This is a genomic window from Embleya sp. NPDC127516 (assembly GCF_044765325.1).
GTDB lineage: Bacteria > Actinomycetota > Actinomycetes > Streptomycetales > Streptomycetaceae > Embleya.
On the sequence record NZ_JBIWJT010000007.1, the window covers coordinates 119,470 to 138,066 of the forward strand.

Sequence of the window (18,597 nt, forward strand, 5' to 3'; positions counted from 1 at the left end):
CCGGCTCCGATCGGCCGGTCGGTTCGGCTCCGACCGGCCGCGACCGACTCCGACCACCTGGGATCCACTCAGCCGGTCCGACGCGCCTCGATCAGAAACCGCGCCGAGTGGGCGACGAACGGGCCGTCCCGTTCGATGAGTTCGTGCAGGTCACGGAGCCGGTCCCGGTGGGCGTCCACGGTGAAGCCGGGCACCATCCAGATCACCTTGCGCAGGAAGTAGACCACCGCGCCGATGTCGAAGAACTCCATCCGCAACCGCTCCGAGCGCAGATCCACGATCTCCAGCCCGACCGCCCGCGCGTCGGCGCTCTCGGTGTCGGGGTGCCGATGTTCGCGGGCCTCGGGCTGCGGCCCGAGGAAGTACTCGACCAGCTCGAACACCGACGCGGGACCGACGTGTTGGGCGAGGTACGTGCCGCCGGGGCGCAGCACGCGGGCGATCTCGGCCCACCACACCGTGGCCGGATGCCGACTGGTGACCAGGTCGAACGCGGCGTCGGCGAACGGCAGCGGTGGCTCGTCCGGATCGGCGACCACGACCGCGCCGAGCGGGTGCAACAACCGGGTGGCCTTGGCCAGGTTCGGCGGCCAGGACTCGGTGGCGACCATCGTCGTCGGCAACTTGGGCGCCCCGGCGAGCACCTCGCCGCCGCCGGTCTGGATGTCCAGCGCCGCCGCCACGCCCCCCAGCCGCTCGCCCATCAGTCGCTGGTAACCCCACGAGGGGCGCGCTTCGGTGGCCCGCCCGTCGAGCCAGGAGAAGTCCCAGCCTTCCACGGAGGCCGACTCGGCCTCGGCCAACAGATCCTCAAAGGTGCGTGACATAGCCGAATCATTACCGTGAAAGATCGAAAACACCAAGAATCGGGCCCCGTCTCCCGGCCCGGCCGGCGGGTCGGCACCGCCTGAGCAAATCCCGTCACAATCAAGGCAGTTCGATCCTCGAAGAAAGCAGCGGCCGGATCGCCGGGCAAGACGGATCACCTCGCCGGCAGGGCTTCCCGACGCGCAGGCCGCCGCCGCGGCGGCCTGCGCGTCGGGCATGGTTTCGATGTTCCGGAGCCGTTGGCCCGTTCCGACCCCGACCCCGACCCGACCGACCCGGCTACCCGACGAACTCGCGATCGCCGTGGTGGATCGTGGCCTTGGACCAGTCGCCACCCAGGGTGCCGACGAAGCGGCGGACCAGGTCGGTGTCCGCGCGGTCCGCGACCAGGATCAGTTTGCCGCCGCGCACGGTGACCGAGCCGCCGAACAGGCGGTCGCGCGCCTCGGGGTCGGCGGCCAGCCCGTCGTGCAGGCGCTGTACGGTCACGCCCGGCACCTCGACCTCGATCGCGTCCGCACGCGGCGAGTCGGCGCGCAGGTACTCGAACGTCAGCACCGACTCCTGCGCGTAGCGCTTGCGCAGCACCTCGGCGATGTGGTGGAGCCGCGCGGCGTCGATGTCGTCGACGTCGAACTCGCGCGAGCGCTCGTAGGTGGTGCTCTGCAGGTCGCCGGACCAGAACACGCCGTCGAGCAGCGAGGACTTCTCCGGGTCGGCGCCATGTGCGCGGACGATCGCCCGCACCTCGCACGCGAACCGGTTCAAGGGGGTGTCCAGCCGGGGATCGTTCGGGTCGCTGATCACCGCGGTGTTGTCGGTGACGAAGATCTCCGCGTCCGGCAGGTGTCGGCGGGTGTGTCCGGGCGAGGCGTCGGCCACGCACGCGGGAGCGTGCGACGTGGCGGCGACCGCGGTCTGGGCGCCGCCGGCGCCTATGGTGATGCCGAACGCGAGGACGAGGGCTGCGGGCCAACGCTTCATCGAGGGTCCCCCTGGGGTGGCCGAGTGGTGTGGGACGGCATGACGCCGAACGAAACGATCATGAAACGGTCAAGCTACCCGAGCGTCTCCGACCGCGGGCGGAAGGTAGCCGACTTCCGTGTCGGAGCCCGCCACCGGCCCCGACGTCATGTTCGCGCGTCCGCGCGTTCCGCCCGGAAGATGCCGAACAACACGCGCAGGACCAGGACGCAGCTCACCACCAGCAGGTTGTAGCCGAACAGTTGGTACAGGCCCACGCTGTCGCCCACCCGCGGCCCGCCCTCGGTGCCCAGCAGCAGCACGGCCATGATCCCGGCCGTCGCGCCGAGCACCGTCAGCAGCGTCCGATGCAGCATGGACGTGAGCACGCGGCGGTCGCGTTCGTCGGCCAGCAACCGGACGTTGACCCCGAGCCGACCCTCCTCCAGCGCGCCCGTCACCCGCTCGAAGCGACGCGGAAGGCGGCGCAACACCGGTAGCAGATGCATCAGTTCACTGGCCGCGGCATCGCGCAGACCGGCCGGCTCCAAGCGGTCGGTGACGTGCTTGGTCGCGTAGCCGCGCGCCTCGGCGAAGATGTCGAAGCCAGGTTCGATCCCGGTCAGCGTGCCCTCGACGGTGGCCAACGACCGGAAGACGGCGGCGATCTCCGGTGCCACGGTCAACTCGAACGCGGACACCAGCCGGAACAGGTCGGTGAACATGGCCAGATCCGGCGCCAGGCCCGCGCTGAGATGGCGGGCCATGAACTGGCCCAGCGCGCGTTGCAGCCGCTGCTCGTCCAACTCCGCCGGGCGGGTCACCACCTGGAGCAGCGCGTCGGACATCGCGGCCGGATCGGCGCGGCCGAGCGCGAGCAGCAGTTCCTGGAGTCCGGCCCGCAGTTGCGCGTCGATCCGGCCCACCGAGCCGAAGTCGAGCAGCGCCAACCGGCCGTCGGCGAGCAACATTATGTTGCCCGGGTGCGGGTCGGCGTGGAAGATCCCGTCGAACATGAGCTGCCGCAACAACTCGCCCAACAACATCCGGGCCAACTCGCCCCGATCGACCCCGCGCTCGTCCAGCGTCGCGATGGCGTCGCCCAGCGGTATGCCGTCCAGCCGGTCGAGCACCAGCACCCGTGCGGTGCTCAGCTCGGGATGCAGTCCGGGCAGGATCAGCCGGGCGTCGCGCCGTCCGGCGCCGGCGGCGGTCACCGCGGCGGTGTTGCGCGCCTCGATCCGGAAGTCCAACTCCTCCCGCAGCGCCACCGCGAAGCCGTCGGCGAGCTCGACCAGGCCCAGCGCGCGCCCCCATGTGGTGCGCCGGTCCAGGCTCGTCGCCAGCCGGGCCAGGATGTCCAGATCCCGCTCGACGATCGGTCCGATCCCCGGGCGCTGCACCTTGACCACCACCTCCGCGCCGGAACGCAGCCGGGCGCGATGGACCTGGGCGATCGACGCGGCCGCGAGCGGCTCGGGATCGAACTCGGCGAACACCTCGGTCACCGGCGCGCCCAGTTCGGCGGTCAGAACCCGCTCCACCTCCGCCCAGGGCGCGGGCGCGACGCGGTGCTGGAGCAGCGCGAGCGCGTCCACGAACTCGACCGGCAGCAGGTCGCGGCGGGTGGACAACACCTGGCCGAGCTTGACGAAGGTGACCCCGCCGTCCTGGAGCGCCTCCTGCAACGAGCGGGCCAGGCCGGCCCGCCGGCTCGTGCGATCGGCCCGGCGCCCGCGCAGGTAGGGCCCGAGTCCGTGCCTGGCCGCGATCCGACTGATCTGCGAGTAGCGGCGTCCGCGCGCGAAGCGGCGGCGCAGTCCGCGGACGAACTCGACCGTGCCCGGCCACGATCCGCTCGGGACGAGCGCCTCGGTCACCACGATGAAGGTCATCGCGGCGAGCAGCGCCACACCGAGCGTGATGGTCATGAATACGCCGGGATTGTGCCGTTGGACGCTGCCGCCGAGTGCCCACGACACCACGAGTCCGAGCAGCCCCGCGGCGAGTGTGCGGCGCGTGCCCACCGGCAGCCCGAGCAACCGCCGAGCGCCCCAGGCCAGTCCGAGGGTGAGCAGGAGCGCGGTGATCGCGGTGGCCGGCCACAACACGGCGGGGTTCACATCGGCGTCGGCCGCGCTCAGCACGGGCACCACCGGAAGTGCTCGAGTTCGATGCGTCCGCCGCCGGACGGCGACAATCTTCGCGACATGCCGATGAGACCTTCCCCGAGTGATCACGCAAGTGCGCAGGAGAACCTATCGTCCGGGCGTGAACGCGACGCGAATCCGAGTACGCGTACTCAGGCCGGCCGATCCGGCGCCGACCCAGGATGTGGTCCATGATCAACCGCCGGTCGTATCCGACCCCGCCGCCCCCGGCGTGGCAGCCGCCGTCCCCCTCGCCGGTGCCCGTGCCGGTGCGTCCGCACGGCGCCTGGTACCTCGCGCCGCTCGTGTCGGCCGGGCTGAGCGGACTGTCCGCGGTGGTCGCCGGCGCGGTGTGGTTCGGCGTACGGGTGCGGAAGTCGATGGTCGACACCACCGAGTTCGGTGACGGCGCAACGGTCCCGTCGTACCCGTGGAACGACCATCAGGGCACGGTCGACCTGTTGTTGTCCCTCTCGGTGCTCACCGCCGCACTCACCGTCGCCGGTTTCGTCGGCCTCACCATCGTCCGCCGCCGGGACCGCCGCGACCCGACCCGGGACACACCCGCCCGCGGCTGAACGCACGCCTGCCGCACCGGCGTCGGACCCGCCCGCGGCGACCCGCGCCGCCGCGGCCCGGAACGTGAACCGGGGCATCTTCGGGACGAGGGTCCCGAAGATGCCCCGGTGGTCGACCGATCGACTGGCGCCGTGTCAGCCCTTGAGGACGCTGACATTCTCCGCCTGGGGACCCTTGGGGCCCTGGGTGACGTCGAACTCGACCCGGTCGTTCTCCTCCAACTGCCGGAAGCCGGTGCTCTGGATGGCCGAGAAGTGTACGAATACGTCCGGGCTGCCGTCGTCCTGCTCGATGAAGCCGAAGCCCTTATCCGCATTGAACCACTTCACTTTGCCTGTTGCCATCGATCCATTCCTTCACCTGATGCCACGACGCGCCGTGGGGGACGCGTCGGCCGGAGCCTCATCGCGACCGCGGCCCCCGAGATTTCCCGCCCCGACATCGGCGAAACACCCAAGTGGCGGGCGCCCGGGGCGGACCGGGCCCTGTGCTCCCGGCTCCGGCGGACCGGGCGGGATGCGCCCGGTCCGCCGGATTCACTCGATCGCCCGATCGGCGGGCGGGTCAGGGGTGCCGGCCCGCCGAGCGGCCGGCGGCCGCCTCGTCGAGCAGGAAGGCCGGGCTATGGGTGGTCTCGTCGTAGTCGTCGTAGTAGCGGTGATAGACCGGCGTCAGGCCGCCGGAGACGGGCGGCACGATCCAACTCCAGTCCGCCGGACACGTGCGGCCCGCCTCCGCCTCGCGTTGCACGTGACGCAGGAAGCGGTCGGACTCGGTGTGGTGGTCGGTGATGGTCGCCCCGGCCGCGTCGAACGAGTGCAGCACGGAACGGTTGAGCTCGATCAAGGCACGGTCCCGCCACAGCGTGCGCTCGCTGGAGGTGTCCAGGCCGAACAGCGCGGCGATCGCCGGGAGCATGTCGTAGCGATCCGCGTCGACCAGGTTGCGGGCACCGATCTCGGTGCCCATGTACCAGCCGTTGAACGGCGCCGCGCTGTAGGAGACGCCGCCGATCTCCAGGCGCATGTTGGAGATCGCCGGGATCGCGTGCCAGCGCAGGCCCAGCGCGGCGAACCCGGGGTGCTCGGGGTGGGACAATTCCACCTCGCGGATCGCGTCCGAGGGCAGTGCGTACGCGCGGAGTCCGCCGCCCTCGTCCTCGACGATCAGCGGTAGTGGGTCGAAGTCGGTGCCGGCCCCGTGCCAGCCGAGTTCGCACGCGAGTTCGGTGATGCCCAGGTTGCGGCCGTCGCCCACGAGGCTGCCGTCCGCCCGGCGGTAGCCGGCGTAGCGGATGAGCTGCTCGTTCCAGATCCGCACCTTCGGCCCGGTGGGGGTGTCGGGCGCGAAGACGGTGATCGTGGGCCGGATCCGGCCGCCGCGCCAGGTCTCGCGCAGGTGCCCCGCGCACTGGGCGGCCACCTCGTCCGGGCGACTGACGTGCCGGCGGTCGCGCACGGACAGGCTGTTCCAGTACAACCGGCCGATGCAGCGGGCCGAGTTGCGCCAGGCGACCCGGGCGCCCCAGGTGAGTTCGGCCGAGGTGTGGGTGTAGGTGCCGGTCTCGCGGATCTGCTCGGCGATCTCTCGCCGGCGGGCCTCGGGATCGGTGGGCGAGTTGCTCTCCTGATGGAAGCGGTCCAGGAACGAGAGGGCCTGCGCGAGATCCACGGTGCCGTGCGGACGCGCGGGCTGGGCGGGTGGGGCGGGCGGGGCGGGTACCTCGTGGCGCGGTTCGGGGCACGACGGCTGATCACCGCGGAGCCGGGTGATGCTCTGCTCGGTCAAGGTTCTCCTGGGAACCGGCTCGGTGCGACCACGGGGTCGCGGGAGCCTGTTTCGGATCTGGTGGGGTACGCGTGGGCGTCGGCGGCCGAAGGATCAGCCCGGCACCTCCGCGCCGACCGGGGTGGCCGACTCGGCCGCGACGTCGGTGGCGTACGCCCCGACGACCGGGTCGTGGTGGATCTGTCTGCGGCTCAGGCCGAGCCTGCGCAACACGCGCGCACTGTCCAGCACCATCGCGGGCGGCCCGCTCAGGTACGCGTCGCAGTCGTAGCGAGGCCCGTATTCCTTGACCACGTCGGAGACCCCTCCGCTGATCCCCGCCAAGGTCAGGTCGTCGAGCGCGGGCCGCACCCGCAGCCAGGACACCCGCTGGGACAGCCGCAGCAGGTCTTCGAGCCCGTACAGGCCGCTGTGCGCGCTGGCGCCGTAGAACAGGTCGACGAAACGATCGGTGCCGTAGTAGGCCATTTCCTCGACCATGGCCTTCAGCGGCGCCAGTCCCGTACCGCCCGCCACGCACAACACCGGGTTGGGTGCCAGGTGGTCGACGACCATCTCGCCCATGGCGGCGCCCAGTTTGATCCGATCGCCCGGTTTCGCCTTGTGTACCAGGGCGTTGCTCACCCAACCCGCCGGCACCGAGCGCACGTGGAAGGTGAGCAGGCCCTGCGGGTCGGGCGCGTTGGCGATCGAGTACGCCCGCCATACCCGTGGCCACCACGGGGTTTCCAGGAACGTGTACTGGCCCGCCCGGTAGGGAAACGGTACGTCCGGACGCACCGTGACCACGGCGATGTCGTCGGCGGGCTTCTCGTGTGCGACGATCTCCGCGGCCCAGTGTGGGGGGTTGGTCCGGGCATCCTCGTCGGCCGCGCCGATCATGATGCCCGCCGCGGCGCCGTACGCGCGCACCCAGGCGGACTGCACGGCGTCGTTCCAGGTGTCGCCGCTGAATCGCGCGAGCGCGGCGACCAGGCACTCGCCGACCAGGTCGTAGTGCTCGGCGATGACATCGAACTTGCGATGGTCACGACCGAGTTGGCCGAGGAATCCGCTCAGTGCCGGAGCGTTCTCCAGGTCGCCGACGATGCGGATCAGTGCGTGCAGCAGACGGTCGCGCTGGACGTCCATCGCCGGGGGGAACAGGTCGCGCAGCGCGGGTTGCCGCAGGAACAGGAGAGCGTAGAAGTGGGACGTGACATCTGCGGCCTGGGGGGCGACGGCCGCGAGATTTTGTCGGATGAGTTCTGCGTCTTGAGATTCCAAAATCGGCCCATCGGTAGCCCTTCCGCATGAGGGTTGTCCGGCCGGCTCCGTCGAGAGTCCTTCGCGGAACACCGGCGGCCGGAACACGATCATGGGCTCGTCGTACCGGCGTCAAGTCGAAGGCCCGGTTCCGGTTACGGATGAACAGAAGTCTTTGATGCGGTGCTTGGTGATGATTCGCACCCCACTCTCCGCATCCATACGGTCACGTATGGCTGGGACAAATTGCCTGGTGGGAGGCCGAATTCAAGCCGGCACCGAAGCACGGGCGAAAGCCGCGAAGAGGGCCGGATGGGCCGGCGCGCGGCCGGGTCGGTTCGGCGACGGCGGCGGTGAGGCATGAGGGTGTCGGGCGCGGCGCTCGACCCGGATCGAGGATCCGGAGGACGGACGCCCGGGACCTCGGGTTCCGGCGGCGCGCCGACCACCGCCGGCCGGGGCGCCCTTGCGCGCCGGCCGGCGGTGGGGTTGGATGCGGTGTTCCGCGACACGGGTCCGCGCAACACCGGGACGCGGCGCGCGTGCCGACGCGCGAACTCCGCCGAACCCGGCGGGGTTCGGCGCAGCGGGAACGGACGTCGGCGGACCGGAACGGACGTCAGCGCGGGGTGATCTCGCCGTGGGCTTGGGCCAGGAATCGGTATCCGGCACCGTTGACCTTGATGCCGGCGCGCTCGTCCTCGGTGAGTTCGCGCTTGATTTTGGCCGGTACGCCCGCCACCAGCACGCCGGGCGGCACCCGCATGCCCTGAGGGACCACGGCGCCGGCGGCGACCAGGGCGCCCGCGCCGACGTGCGCGCCGTTGAGGACGGTGGAGTTCATCCCGACCAGGACGTCGTCCTCGATCGTGCAGCCGTGCAGCACCGCGTTGTGGCCGACGGACACGCGGGCGCCGATCACGGTCGGGAACTCCGGGTCGCTGTGCACGGTGCAGTTGTCCTGGATGTTGGTGTCCGGGCCCACCACGATCGATTCGGCGTCGCCGCGCAGCACCGCGCCGTACCAGACGCTCGCGCCGACGGCGAGGGTGACGGCACCGATCACCGTCGCGTTCAGGGCCACGAACGCGCCGGGGTCGATCTGCGGTTCCCGATCGCCCACGGCGGCGATCAGCGGGTTCGTCATGGTCCTCCTCCTCGGCGGATGGGCCCCGCTCGGGCCCGTCGCGGTCGCACTTTAGTGCGGTGGACGGGCGCCATACTGGCGGGATGGTCGACAAGCAGGGGTTGCCGATGATGGGCGCGGAACGGCTCCGGGGGATGTGCCTCGGGTTCAACGGGGCCGTGGAGGAGTTTCCGTTCGGGCGCAGTCCCGACCTGTCCACGTTCAAGGTGGGCGGCAAGATCTTCGCGTTCTCGGTGCTGACCGACCCGGAGCCGTTGCGGGTGAGCCTGAAGTGCGACCCGGAACTCGCGATCCGGCTGCGTGCCGAGCATTCGGCGATCGAGGCCGGCTACCACCTGAACAAGCGGCACTGGAACACCGTGACCCTGGACGGCTCGCTGCCGGAGACGCTGGTGCGGGACCTGATCGAGGACTCGTACGACCTCGTGGTCGCCCAACTGCCGAAGCTGCAACGCCTGAAACTGGACTGGCCGGGTCAGCGGCCGGAAGGGGTCTAGGCGACCCCGGGGGAGCCGAAAAGCCCTGCCGGGCGGGCGTGCGCGGCCCACCGAGCGGTGCGGAATCCGGCCGGGGTGGTCGATTCGCCCGCCGGGCATCGAAGCGCGCCTTCCGGCGGTCCGGCAAGATATCCGGCGGACCGGTATCGGTGCACGTCAAAGGCCCTTTCGGGCGGTCGAGGAAGGTCCGGCGACGGCCGATTCGAGGGTTGCCCGGCGGTTCCGGAGGACGCGGGACGCGGACGATCGATTGTGGGTCGGATTCGGTGAGTTGCCGGCGGCTCGGAGCGCGGATCAGGGCCACGAACGGCCGTTGCCACGCCGAATGTGCGAAATCCGTTCGGCGGATGCGCGAGTCGGCGCGTATTTCCCGATTACCGCACCCCCCGAAGGCCGCCGCCGGGTCGGGATCACGACCGGTCCGCACCGCCTCGGGCCTTGTGCCACAAGGGGAAACCGCCCCTCGCTCGATCAACATCGGGACCGGGCACCAGGATTTGTGGAGCGTTGCGCGGATCTCCGCACGGGCCCTCGTCGTTGATCCAAGGGGGTGTTTCGAGCACCACTTTGCTGCGGTTCGAAATGCCCCCCGTGTGACGGAGAGTTACAGTCATGGAAATGGGTACTGGCGCAACGGCGTTCGACCCGATCGGTCGGATGGTCCGGCCGATCGAAAGCGATCGGTACCCCCGCACCACGAAAGGCGTCTCATGAACAAGGCACAACTCGTCGAAGCCATCGCCGACAAGCTCGGCGGCCGGGCTGCGGCCGAGGAAGCGGTCGACGCGGTCCTGGACACCATCATCCGTTCGGTCGTCGCCGGGGACCGGGTCTCGGTCACCGGCTTCGGCTCGTTCGAGAAGGTCGAGCGCGCCGCCCGGTACGCCCGTAACCCCCAGACGGGCGAACGGGTTCGGGTCAAGAAGACCTCCGTGCCGCGCTTCCGCCCCGGCCAGGGCTTCAAGGACCTCACCGGCGGCACCAAGAAGCTCACCCGGGGCGAGACCGCGATCAAGAAGGCCTCGCCGGGCACGGTGACCGGTGGTACCACCGTCGCGGGCAAGAAGGCCGCGGCCAAGAAGACGACCGCGAAGAAGGCCACCGCCAAGAAGACGGCCAAGAAGGCGACCACGCGGGCCACCGCGGCCAAGACCGCCGCCCCGGCCCGCAAGACCACGGCGAAGAAGGCCACCCCCAGGGCGGCCGCGAAGACCACGGCCGCCAAGACGACCGCGGCGAAGAAGACCACCGCCAAGAAGACCACCGCGAAGAAGACCACCGCGACGGCGGCGGCGAAGAAGACCACCGCCAAGAAGACCACCGCCAAGCCCACCACGCGCAGCACGCCCGGCCGCAAGACGACCGGGGCCAAGCGCACGACGAGCGCTCGCACCGCCAAGCGCGCCTGAGGACCACCCGGTCGGATGCGATGGTCGGACCGCCCGCGCCGGGCGGTCCGACCGGGGGCGCCGCGACGGAACGCCTCGGGGGTCTCGACGGAGCGTTCCGACGGCGGTTCGACCGGCACCCTCGTGTCGCCGGTCAACGCCGCCGTCGGAGCCCGTGCGCTTCGGCCCGCCCCTCCGCCCCCGTTCGCCCATTCGTGCGGGTCGGGCCCGGGCGTGCGGCCCGGCCCGGTCACCCGTACGGCCCCGACCCGCCGGACCGCTCAGCCCGCGTTCAGCTCCGCGACGATCGATGCCGGCGAACGCCCGCTCCCGTCGGACTGCCGATGGAAGTCCACGGCGACGAAGTTCGGACTCCGGCCCGCGGCCGTCCCGCACTGTTGTGCGATGCGATCACGCAGCTTGGTCCCGTTGTCCAGGGCGGCCGTCCCGATCGTCGGCACATTGCGGAAGTGACTCATCACGAACAACCGACGAAAGCCCGGCTCGATCCGGTTCAGCGGCACGTCCGACCATCGGCTCGTGCAGGCCAGGTCGTTGCCCAGGTCGCCCAGACTCCAGTAGTTCTGCACGGTCCACTCCTTGTCGTACATCACCCCCAGGCCCTCCTTGCCGGGCTTGTCGGAGAACACCAGCAGCCGCTTGTTCGCGGTGACCAGGTCCGCCACCCTCGGCCAGCCGGTGTCCCGCACCCCGGCGGTGTCCGGCCGGAAGAGCAGCTCCGGCAGCCCGCGCACCCGCTCCAGGGATCGACGCAGCCGATCGGTGTCGACGTAGTCCTCCAGGAACACGGTCACCACTTCCAGCGGATTCGCGTTCAGGAAGTCCACCACGGTCTGCATCGTCGCCGCGAAGCTCTGCCGGGGCAACGCGTAGGTCACCCCCGCGAACGCCTTGCAGTCGCCGTGGCACAGGTACACGTCGCTCGGGTAGCAGTCGCTGCCGAAGCTGATGATGCACAGACCGGTGCTGTGCTCGTACCAGTGCGTGTCGAGCATCAGCCCGCGCACGCCGCGATCCAACTGTCCGCGCACCGACTCGGACTGGTTGACCGAGGACCACCGCGAGTCCTCGTAGTTGGTGAACGAGTTGTGCGTGGTCAGCGAAGTGACCTGATCGAGGCGGTCGTTGCCCCACCGTTGCTCCGCGGCGGTGAGGGTGGCCGCGGTGGCGTGGGTGGTTGTGGCGACGGAGGCCGTGGACGGGACGAGGGCGGCCAGGAGGGCGAGCACGACCACCACGAGCGCGTTCCGGGGCCGGCCCCCGGGGCGGGAGGCGCCGGGGGATCGAGCAGGCCCGCCGGATCCGGGCGGAGCGGCCGATATACCGCTGGAAGAGTCCATGGCAGGGGAACGTACACGGGACCATCCGGCTTTTGACCCCTCTCCGCGCACCGGCGTCACACCACCAGGAGCGCCTGGTCCCAGCTCGCCGTCGTGCGACCCTCGGCGTACGCGTCCAGGGCGAGCACGACCCCCGCGGCACCCTCCAGGAACGCCGGTACGTCCACGCCCTGCGCGGCGCGGGTCATCGTCGAGCGGAAGCCGAAGCGGTACTCGTCACGATATTGGGCGAGCACCAACGCGGCCAACTCGTCCCGGACGGCGGGTAGTCGGGCGTCGTCGAGGTGTTCGGCCAGCAGACCGAGCAGGTGCATCAGTCCGCCCCAGCCGTGGCACAGCGCCGGATCGTCGATGCCCCACTCCGCGATCGGAGTGCCGAGCAGACCGGACACCGAACGCCGGGTGAGTTCGTGCCAGTCGGGCCGGTCGAGGGCGAGCGCCGCCAACTGCACCGCGCGCGACACCCCGGGGACGCCGTAGCACCAGGACGGGCGCTGTGCCGGGGAGTCGGGGTCGGGCTCGGAAGCCCACTGTTCCAGGGTGCGATAGGCCGGCCACCACAGGCCGTCGCCGGCGGGGACCGCGCATCGGGCCAGCAGCGCCACCAGTCGCTCGATCGCGGCGGGTTGCCCCGGCACCCGTACGCCCGCGCGCCAGGTCAGCGCGAGCAGTGCCAGCGGTCCCGCGACGCCGTGCGACAGGCCCAGGTTCAGATGCCCGGCGGGCATCTCGACCTCCTGGCCCAGCTTGGGCGCCGCCAGGGTCCACCAGCGCGGCACCTTGCGACCGCGGTGGAGGATCTCGCCTTCGGCCAGCCCGACCAGGTAGGACAGCACCATCCGCAACTCGTCGCCGTCGGCGTCGCGGGCCAGCAGGTAGCGGCCGATCCCGGTCAGTCCGCGGACGGTCTCGAACTCGCCGTTGGTGGCGAGCGGTGCGGTGCCGCGCGGGCGCGGCAGGGCCGCCCGGACCACCCGGCGCTGGTGCTCGTCCATCCGGGTCAGCGCGCTCACGTACCCGCCGGTCGCCCGGTGTGCGACCAGGGTGGCGAAGGCGACCGACCCCGGACCGGTGAAGATGCCGCCCGCCGGGAAGCGCTCCCGGGCCAGTACGGCCATCGCCCGAGCCAGGTGGGCGTGCGCGCGCTCGGCGTGCCCGGGACCGCGCCGGGTGCTGCCGCTGAAGGCCAGGGAGACGCCGGGGAACCCGCTGGAGAGCGACAGGTCCGTCCACAGCGGCTGCTCGTCGCCGTCGCGGGAGGCGTCGGCCAGCACCTCGGTGTCGGCGGCGACGGCCGCCGGATCGGCCAGCCGGTCGAGCACCCGGGCCACGATCGACCGGGCCCGTTCCGCGTGGCGGGGTTTGGTGCTCGTGCCCACCGCCGTGCCGCCGGCCGCCGTCGGCTCAGCCATCCCGACCGCCCCTCTCCGCGTCGTTCGTGGCACCGGAACCCGTGCTCGCGGAGCCGATGGCACCCGTGTTCGCGACGCTCGACCGCGTCGCGCCCGCCTTCGTGGCACCGGGCCGCGCCGGCGCGTGCGCGAGCCGTCCCAGGTGGTCGCACGCGATGCCGCGCAGGATCGCGTAACCGCGCTGTTCGCCCGCCCGGTCGATGCCGAGCAGCCGGTTGTGCTGCATGTGCAACAGCCCGAGTACGGCGTTCTCGTGCGCGGCGCCGGCCGGTCGGCGACCCGCGTCGGACAGCACGATCTCCCCGTACGCCCGGCCGTACGGCGGCCGGGACCACAACTCGGCCAGCGCCGGGACGCCCAGGCGCTCACCGACCGCCGCGGCCGTGCGGCCCGGCCGGATCAGCTCCCGGACCAGGGCGCGATGCCGACGGAACGCGCTCTGGTCGGGTTCCTTGGCGAACGCGTACCGCACCCACGAGGGCCAGTCCCAATCGCCCAGGCTCTCCAGGAGCAGTGCGTGGTTGACCGCGATCAGCACCTCGTCCGGCACCGCGAGCGCGCCGCGTGCCCGCAGGCCCAGTTGGGCGAGTACCGACCTGCTGTCCAGCGTGAACAGGCGCTCGGCGGCCGCCAACGCGTCCGGCCCGCCGTAGCGTTCGGTCTCCGGCTCGTACACGTCCAGTGCCATCGTGCGGATCGCGCCCGCCTCGCGCATCGCCCGTACGCGTCGCGCCAGTTCCGGCAACACGTGCTCGGCCAGCGCCGCCGGATCGCCGTGCAGCCGGATCCGGATGTGCGGCTCGGGGTCCAGGTAGCGGATGAAGAACCAGCGGTCGACCCGCTCCCCGACCTCGGCGAGCAGCGCGGGCAGGTGCATCCGGAGCAGCTCGTCGTGCGTGTCCGAGGTCGCGTACAGCTTTGCGAACAACCAGTCCTCGCCAGGCAGACGGTAATCGGCGGCGGCAGGTTCCGCGCCGCGCGAGGGCGTTGCCCGGGCGGTCGCGGTCGGTGTGCCGGCCTCGGGTCGGCGGGTCAGCGGGAGGACCACCTCGGTGCCGTGCCCGTCGGCCCAGCCGAAGCCGCGACCGTCTTCGGTCAGGTCCTCGAACAGGGCGAGCCGGCCCTTGCGCACCTCGTGGCGCAGCAGCGTGCGATGCCAGGACTCACCCAGGTCGAGCCCGTAGACCCGGTCCCAGTGCACCACCTGGACCCGGTCCGGCACACCGTATCGATCGCTCCATTCGCGCAGCGCGCGGTCGAACTCGCGCGGATCCTCGACCGCCGCGCGCATCGCGTGGTCCGGGGTCCAGCGGCGCGGCGCGGCGACGACCCGGCCGAAGCTCACCCGGGGCAGCAGTGGCAGCGCCTCCAGGCCCGCCCAGTCCCAGCCGGTCCAGGTCCGGGACCGGCCGAAGACGATGTCGACCATCAGCCGGACCACCCTGGGCGCCTCGCGATCCAGCGCCAGCATGTGCGGCACCACGGGCATCACGCGTTGGCCGGTCTCGGCCAGGGTCAGCGTCAGGCCGCGGGCGTCGACGCCCACGAGCAACGTGCGCCAGTCCAGACAGTGCGGATCGCGCCGATCGGCGTACACCCCGACCGGGATGTGGTGGGGCAGCAGTTCGGGTACCTGGATCATGTTCAGCGCGCGGGCGGTGTGCGGCCGGAACGTCACCTGGGCGGGCAGCGTGCCGGGGTCCGCCGCGGCGTGCACCAGCCTGGCCAACTCTTCGGTACTGTGCGTGAGTTCGGCGAAGCGGCCGGCCATCGAGCCGGCCACCCACGAGCCCGCGTGCGGGGTGGCGACCAGCTTGAACCGGCCCCGGTCCAGGTCGGCGACGTCGTGCGCGAGCAGTTGGAAGCACAGGTCGAGCGAGTTCGGCGGCGCGGCGGGCTCGCCGTGCTCGGACTGTGCGGTGTCGGCCAGCCGGTCGATCAGCTCCGGGGTGAGCCGCAGTTCACGGTCCTCGCGCAGCAGGGCGTCCTGGACCAGTTCGGCGGTCAGTACGCGTCGGTCGCGGCCGGGCCGGTAGCCGGTGGTGGGCCGGTCGCCCACGGCGAGGCGTTCGCCGTAGCCGGTCGGGAAGCCCAGCCCCCGGTGCGGGTCGACGAGTTCGGCCAGCGGGACGGTGCGGGTGGTGCCGTACCGCTCGACGAAGCGGTTGCGGTAGTCGCGCATGTGTTCGTGGGTGACCCACGCGTCGGACAGTGCCCACATCGCGCCGGCGTAGCTGCCCGCCTCCTCGGCCACGGTCCGGGGCAGGGTGAGTTCGGCGTCCATCCGCAGATCCACCTGGACCGGCGGATGGGCGGCGTCGGTGTGCGGATCGACCAGGGCCATCAACCGGCGCCAGGGCGCGGTGCCCTCGCCGGGGCGGGCCTTCTCGTACTCGCGTACGGCGGTCCGGGTGGCGCGGAACTCCCGGGCCGCGTCCGGCAGGTCCTCGACGGCGCCGTCGATGCGATCGAGCAGCGCGTCGTCCAGGCGGTGCGGGGTGATCGAGCTGAGCAGGAAGCCGTGCCGCAGCAGTTGCGCCACCGAGGCGTCGAGGCGATCGCGCGGTGCGCCGGGGAAGGCCGCGCCGACCCGGTCGAGCAGGGTCTCGTACGGGACGGGGTGGGTCGCGATCGTCCGCAGGTGCGCGACCAGGGGGCTGTGTCGTACCGAGATCTCGCGTTCGGGTCCGGCCAGCATCAGGCGGTCGCCGCGCACCCGGCACAGGTCGTTGAGCATGACGTCGACGCGGCGTCGGACCTCGGGGGCGGCGAGCCAGTCCCGCACCCGCTCGTCGAGTCGACCGGCGTCCAGGCGGACCGCCTTGCTGCCGGGGCCGTGCACGCGCACGTGGGCGGACGCGCCCAGGCGGGCCGCGGTCACGCCCGCGAACAGGCCGAACGGGGTGGGTCGACCGGCCATCCGCAGCGCGTACCGGGTCACCGACAGGGCGGTGCCCGCAAGCCGCTTCGGGCCGGGGTCGATGCCCTCGTCGATCCGGTCCAGGGCGGCGGACAGACTGCCGCTGGCGACCCTGACGGCCTCGCGCAGCAGCGGGTCGGCGGTGATCCGCCGCAGTCCCGCGAGGGTGTGCGCGTCGGCCGTGTCCCGGACCGGCTCGACGCGGTCCGGACCCGGGCCGGTCTCCGCGCGCGGCACACTCGCCATGCGCACGAAGACGAGGCCGGCCGGTTCGTATTCGCTCTCCGGCGCGTCGTGTCGTCCCTCGTTCGGACCGTCGTCGCGCCCAGGATTCCGCTCGGAGTGTCGCACCGTGTTCCGCACCGACCCCATGCCCGTGTGACCGGCTCTCGCCGGAGGTTGACACCCGGGGGCGGGCAGACCCGCCCGCCCCCGGAACTATCAGGTCAGGCGCAGCAGATCGGACAGCGCGACTGCACACCGTACGTGCTCGGCGACGTCCAGCCACCGCCGGCCGAGCCGAAGGCGGACGCCTCGAGCTCGCCGTCCGCGATGCGGACGTCGAGGTCCAGGTCGGCGAAGTCGCGCGTCTCGGTGGTTTCTTCGAGCAGAATCTTGTCGTTCATGACAACTCCCGCGATATCGGTCGCAGTGCTTTGGTGGGCACTGCGATTCGAGGAGATCTGTTTGATCTCGGGGAGGACGCTAAGCGTTGAATAGGCGGCCGAACAAGAACGATTATTGGCCATTCGGACCGGCTGGAAATCTCCCTGTGGAAGCCGCGATCAGGCTCCTACCCTGCAAGGATGTCGGGCGGGCGGAGTCCGTCCGGCTTCTTCACGAGGGGGTCGCCTTCGCCTCGACGAGATCGACCGGTGAATCACCGTTAACCGATTTTGTTGACAGATTCTGCGTCGCGAACATTCCACGCGGCAATTTTTCGGCCCTCGCCGTAGCCTCCCGTTCAATTCGTTCGAATGATCCGCCGGGTCGAATCGGAAATGATCTTCGGGGGCGATTCGGCGCCGTTCGGGCCGCGGGGGTCGGCTCCGGGCCCGCGGCTCGGGCGCTAGGCCAGGGTCACCGTCACCGGGAGTTCCTTGATGCCGTTGACGAAGTTGGAGCGGACCCGGCGGACCTCGCCCGCCAGGCGGATGTCGGCGACACGCGGCAGGAGTTCCTCGAACATGACGCGCATCTCCAGGCGGGCGAGCGCGTTGCCGAGACAGAAGTGCGGGCCGCCCTTGCCGAAGGTGACGTGGTCGACGTGGCGGCGGGTGACGTCGAAGTCGTACGGGTTCTCGAACACCGCCTCGTCCCGGTTGCCCGAGGCGAACCACAGCACCACCTTGTCGCCCGCGCGGATCGACTTGCCGCCCAGTTCGGTGTCGCGTGTCGCGGTGCGGCGGAAGTGGTAGACGGGGGAGGCCCAGCGCAGGAACTCCTCGACCGCGTCCGGCATCAGCGCGAGGTTCTCCCGCAGCAGTTCCAACTGGCCCGGGTTGCGCAGCAGCGCGAGCATCGAGTGCGAGATGGCGTGCCGGGTGGTCTCGTTGCCGGCCACGACCAGCAGCAGGAAATAGTTGTCGAAGTCGTGTCCGGACAGCGGGACACCGTCCGAGGGAGCCTGGTTGACCAGTCGGCTGACCAGGTCGGTGCCCGCGCCGCCGCGCCGCTTGGCGGCCAACTCCCGCCCGTACTCGAAGACTTCCAGGGAGGCGGGGCTGCGGAAGGGCAGTTCGCGGTAGCGCTCGCTCTCGCTGCTCTCCAGGAGCACGTCCGCGTAGTCCGGGTCGGTGTTGCCGATGATCCGGTTGCCCCAGTCGATCAGCTTGCCGGTGTCCTCGCCGGGCACGTCCAGCATCTTGGCCAGCACGTTGATCGGGAAGTCGGCGCTGACCTCGTGCACGAAGTCGAAGGTGCCCTTGGCCAGCGCGGTGTCCAGCGTGCGGGCGGTGAGCCCGCGCAGGAACGTGCCGTAGTCGGCGATCGCGCGCGGGGTGAACTGCTTCCGGAGCAGCTTGCGCAGCGCGGTGTGGCGTAGCCCGTCGGTCTCCAGCAGCGAGCGGCGGATGGCGATCTGCGAGTCGTCGACCTCCTCGAGGTTGGTGAACCGCGTGGAGGTGAAGGTGTCCGGGTCGCGGTCGACGGCGACGATGTCCGCGTGCCGGGTCAACGCCCAGAACCCGCTGTTGGGGGCCGGTTCGGGTTGCCAGTGCACGGGGTCCTCGCGGCGCAGCGTGTGGAACATCCGCCACGGGGTTTCGCCGTCCAGGAAACGGTCGTTGTCGGCGAGGTCGATCTCGTCGAGGGGCATCG

General features: G+C 71.3%; 15 protein-coding genes. 3 read left to right on the forward strand and 12 right to left on the reverse strand.

Going from position 1 to position 18,597, the window contains the following annotated elements; all coding sequences use genetic code 11:
- Positions 1-68: 68 nt before the first annotated feature.
- The 3 genes from ACIRL2_RS15675 to ACIRL2_RS15685 all read right to left on the reverse strand — a co-directional run bounded on the left by ACIRL2_RS15675 (position 69) and on the right by ACIRL2_RS15685 (position 3,938).
- Complete coding sequence (locus ACIRL2_RS15675) at positions 69-827, reverse strand: class I SAM-dependent methyltransferase (protein ID WP_395859202.1); 759 nt, start codon at positions 825-827, stop codon at positions 69-71.
- Between the two features lie 280 nt (positions 828-1,107).
- Positions 1,108-1,812: a hypothetical protein gene (locus ACIRL2_RS15680; protein ID WP_395859203.1), complete on the reverse strand. Its 705-nt coding sequence runs from the start codon at positions 1,810-1,812 to the stop codon at positions 1,108-1,110.
- Between the two features lie 146 nt (positions 1,813-1,958).
- The gene (locus ACIRL2_RS15685; RefSeq protein ID WP_402232493.1) at positions 1,959-3,938 is read right to left on the reverse strand and encodes an ABC1 kinase family protein; all 1,980 of its coding nucleotides are present in this window, start codon (positions 3,936-3,938) and stop codon (positions 1,959-1,961) included.
- Positions 3,939-4,132: 194 nt separating this feature from the next.
- Here ACIRL2_RS15685 and ACIRL2_RS15690 point away from each other — a divergent pair, with 194 nt between their 5' ends.
- Positions 4,133-4,519, forward strand: coding sequence for a hypothetical protein (locus ACIRL2_RS15690; protein WP_402232495.1), 387 nt, complete (start codon positions 4,133-4,135; stop codon positions 4,517-4,519).
- A gap of 135 nt (positions 4,520-4,654) precedes the next feature.
- Here ACIRL2_RS15690 and ACIRL2_RS15695 read toward each other — a convergent pair whose 3' ends face one another.
- From ACIRL2_RS15695 to ACIRL2_RS15710, 4 genes are all read right to left on the reverse strand, one after another.
- Positions 4,655-4,864 (reverse strand): cold-shock protein, encoded by a 210-nt coding sequence (locus ACIRL2_RS15695; RefSeq protein WP_395859206.1) that lies wholly within the window; start codon positions 4,862-4,864, stop codon positions 4,655-4,657.
- Between the two features lie 220 nt (positions 4,865-5,084).
- Positions 5,085-6,191, reverse strand: a complete 1,107-nt coding sequence (locus ACIRL2_RS15700) for a nitric oxide synthase oxygenase (protein WP_395859331.1) — start codon at positions 6,189-6,191, stop codon at positions 5,085-5,087.
- Between the two features lie 210 nt (positions 6,192-6,401).
- Positions 6,402-7,574: a globin domain-containing protein gene (locus tag ACIRL2_RS15705; RefSeq protein WP_395859207.1), complete on the reverse strand. Its 1,173-nt coding sequence runs from the start codon at positions 7,572-7,574 to the stop codon at positions 6,402-6,404.
- A 598-nt stretch (positions 7,575-8,172) separates the two neighbouring features.
- On the reverse strand, positions 8,173-8,700 hold the full coding sequence (locus ACIRL2_RS15710) for a gamma carbonic anhydrase family protein (protein ID WP_395859208.1): 528 nt from the start codon (positions 8,698-8,700) through the stop codon (positions 8,173-8,175).
- 110 nt (positions 8,701-8,810) lie between these two features.
- On the opposite strand from ACIRL2_RS15710, the gene ACIRL2_RS15715 reads away from it, so the two are divergent.
- Together ACIRL2_RS15715 and ACIRL2_RS15720 are read left to right on the forward strand one after the other, a co-directional pair.
- Positions 8,811-9,197: an MmcQ/YjbR family DNA-binding protein gene (locus ACIRL2_RS15715; protein ID WP_395859332.1), complete on the forward strand. Its 387-nt coding sequence runs from the start codon at positions 8,811-8,813 to the stop codon at positions 9,195-9,197.
- Between the two features lie 710 nt (positions 9,198-9,907).
- Positions 9,908-10,606 (forward strand): HU family DNA-binding protein, encoded by a 699-nt coding sequence (locus ACIRL2_RS15720; protein WP_395859209.1) that lies wholly within the window; start codon positions 9,908-9,910, stop codon positions 10,604-10,606.
- 260 nt (positions 10,607-10,866) lie between these two features.
- Here the strand turns inward: ACIRL2_RS15720 and ACIRL2_RS15725 are convergent, their stop codons facing one another.
- The 5 genes from ACIRL2_RS15725 to ACIRL2_RS15745 form a co-directional block, all read right to left on the reverse strand.
- Entirely contained in the window at positions 10,867-11,946 is a 1,080-nt protein-coding gene (locus ACIRL2_RS15725) for a PI-PLC domain-containing protein (protein ID WP_402232498.1), read from the reverse strand.
- Positions 11,947-12,002: 56 nt separating this feature from the next.
- The gene (locus ACIRL2_RS15730) at positions 12,003-13,358 is read right to left on the reverse strand and encodes a lanthionine synthetase C family protein (protein WP_402232500.1); all 1,356 of its coding nucleotides are present in this window, start codon (positions 13,356-13,358) and stop codon (positions 12,003-12,005) included.
- The gene (locus tag ACIRL2_RS15735; protein ID WP_402232502.1) at positions 13,351-16,629 is read right to left on the reverse strand and encodes a lantibiotic dehydratase; all 3,279 of its coding nucleotides are present in this window, start codon (positions 16,627-16,629) and stop codon (positions 13,351-13,353) included. The genes ACIRL2_RS15730 and ACIRL2_RS15735 overlap by 8 nt, the downstream gene beginning before the upstream one ends.
- 95 nt (positions 16,630-16,724) lie before the next feature.
- Complete coding sequence (gene lanA / locus ACIRL2_RS15740; RefSeq protein ID WP_395859213.1) at positions 16,725-16,904, reverse strand: SCO0268 family class II lanthipeptide; 180 nt, start codon at positions 16,902-16,904, stop codon at positions 16,725-16,727.
- Positions 16,905-17,347: 443 nt separating this feature from the next.
- A complete protein-coding gene (locus tag ACIRL2_RS15745) occupies positions 17,348-18,595 on the reverse strand; it encodes a cytochrome P450 (RefSeq protein WP_395859333.1) in 1,248 nt (415 codons plus the stop codon).
- Between the last annotated feature and the right edge of the window lie 2 nt (positions 18,596-18,597).

Bases quoted from the DNA above. Each gene is read 5' to 3' on its own strand.
- ACIRL2_RS15680 (WP_395859203.1), bottom strand. From the start codon at position 1,812: ATGAAGCGTTGGCCCGCAGCCCTCGTCCTCGCGTTCGGCATCACCATA.
- ACIRL2_RS15690 (WP_402232495.1), top strand. From the start codon at position 4,133: ATGATCAACCGCCGGTCGTATCCGACCCCGCCGCCCCCGGCGTGGCAG.
- ACIRL2_RS15720 (WP_395859209.1), top strand. From the start codon at position 9,908: ATGAACAAGGCACAACTCGTCGAAGCCATCGCCGACAAGCTCGGCGGC.
- ACIRL2_RS15725 (WP_402232498.1), bottom strand. From the start codon at position 11,946: ATGGACTCTTCCAGCGGTATATCGGCCGCTCCGCCCGGATCCGGCGGG.
- ACIRL2_RS15730 (WP_402232500.1), bottom strand. From the start codon at position 13,358: ATGGCTGAGCCGACGGCGGCCGGCGGCACGGCGGTGGGCACGAGCACC.
- ACIRL2_RS15675 (WP_395859202.1), bottom strand. From the start codon at position 827: ATGTCACGCACCTTTGAGGATCTGTTGGCCGAGGCCGAGTCGGCCTCC.
- lanA (WP_395859213.1), bottom strand. From the start codon at position 16,904: ATGAACGACAAGATTCTGCTCGAAGAAACCACCGAGACGCGCGACTTC.
- ACIRL2_RS15715 (WP_395859332.1), top strand. From the start codon at position 8,811: ATGGGCGCGGAACGGCTCCGGGGGATGTGCCTCGGGTTCAACGGGGCC.
- ACIRL2_RS15695 (WP_395859206.1), bottom strand. From the start codon at position 4,864: ATGGCAACAGGCAAAGTGAAGTGGTTCAATGCGGATAAGGGCTTCGGC.
- ACIRL2_RS15745 (WP_395859333.1), bottom strand. From the start codon at position 18,595: ATGCCCCTCGACGAGATCGACCTCGCCGACAACGACCGTTTCCTGGAC.
- ACIRL2_RS15710 (WP_395859208.1), bottom strand. From the start codon at position 8,700: ATGACGAACCCGCTGATCGCCGCCGTGGGCGATCGGGAACCGCAGATC.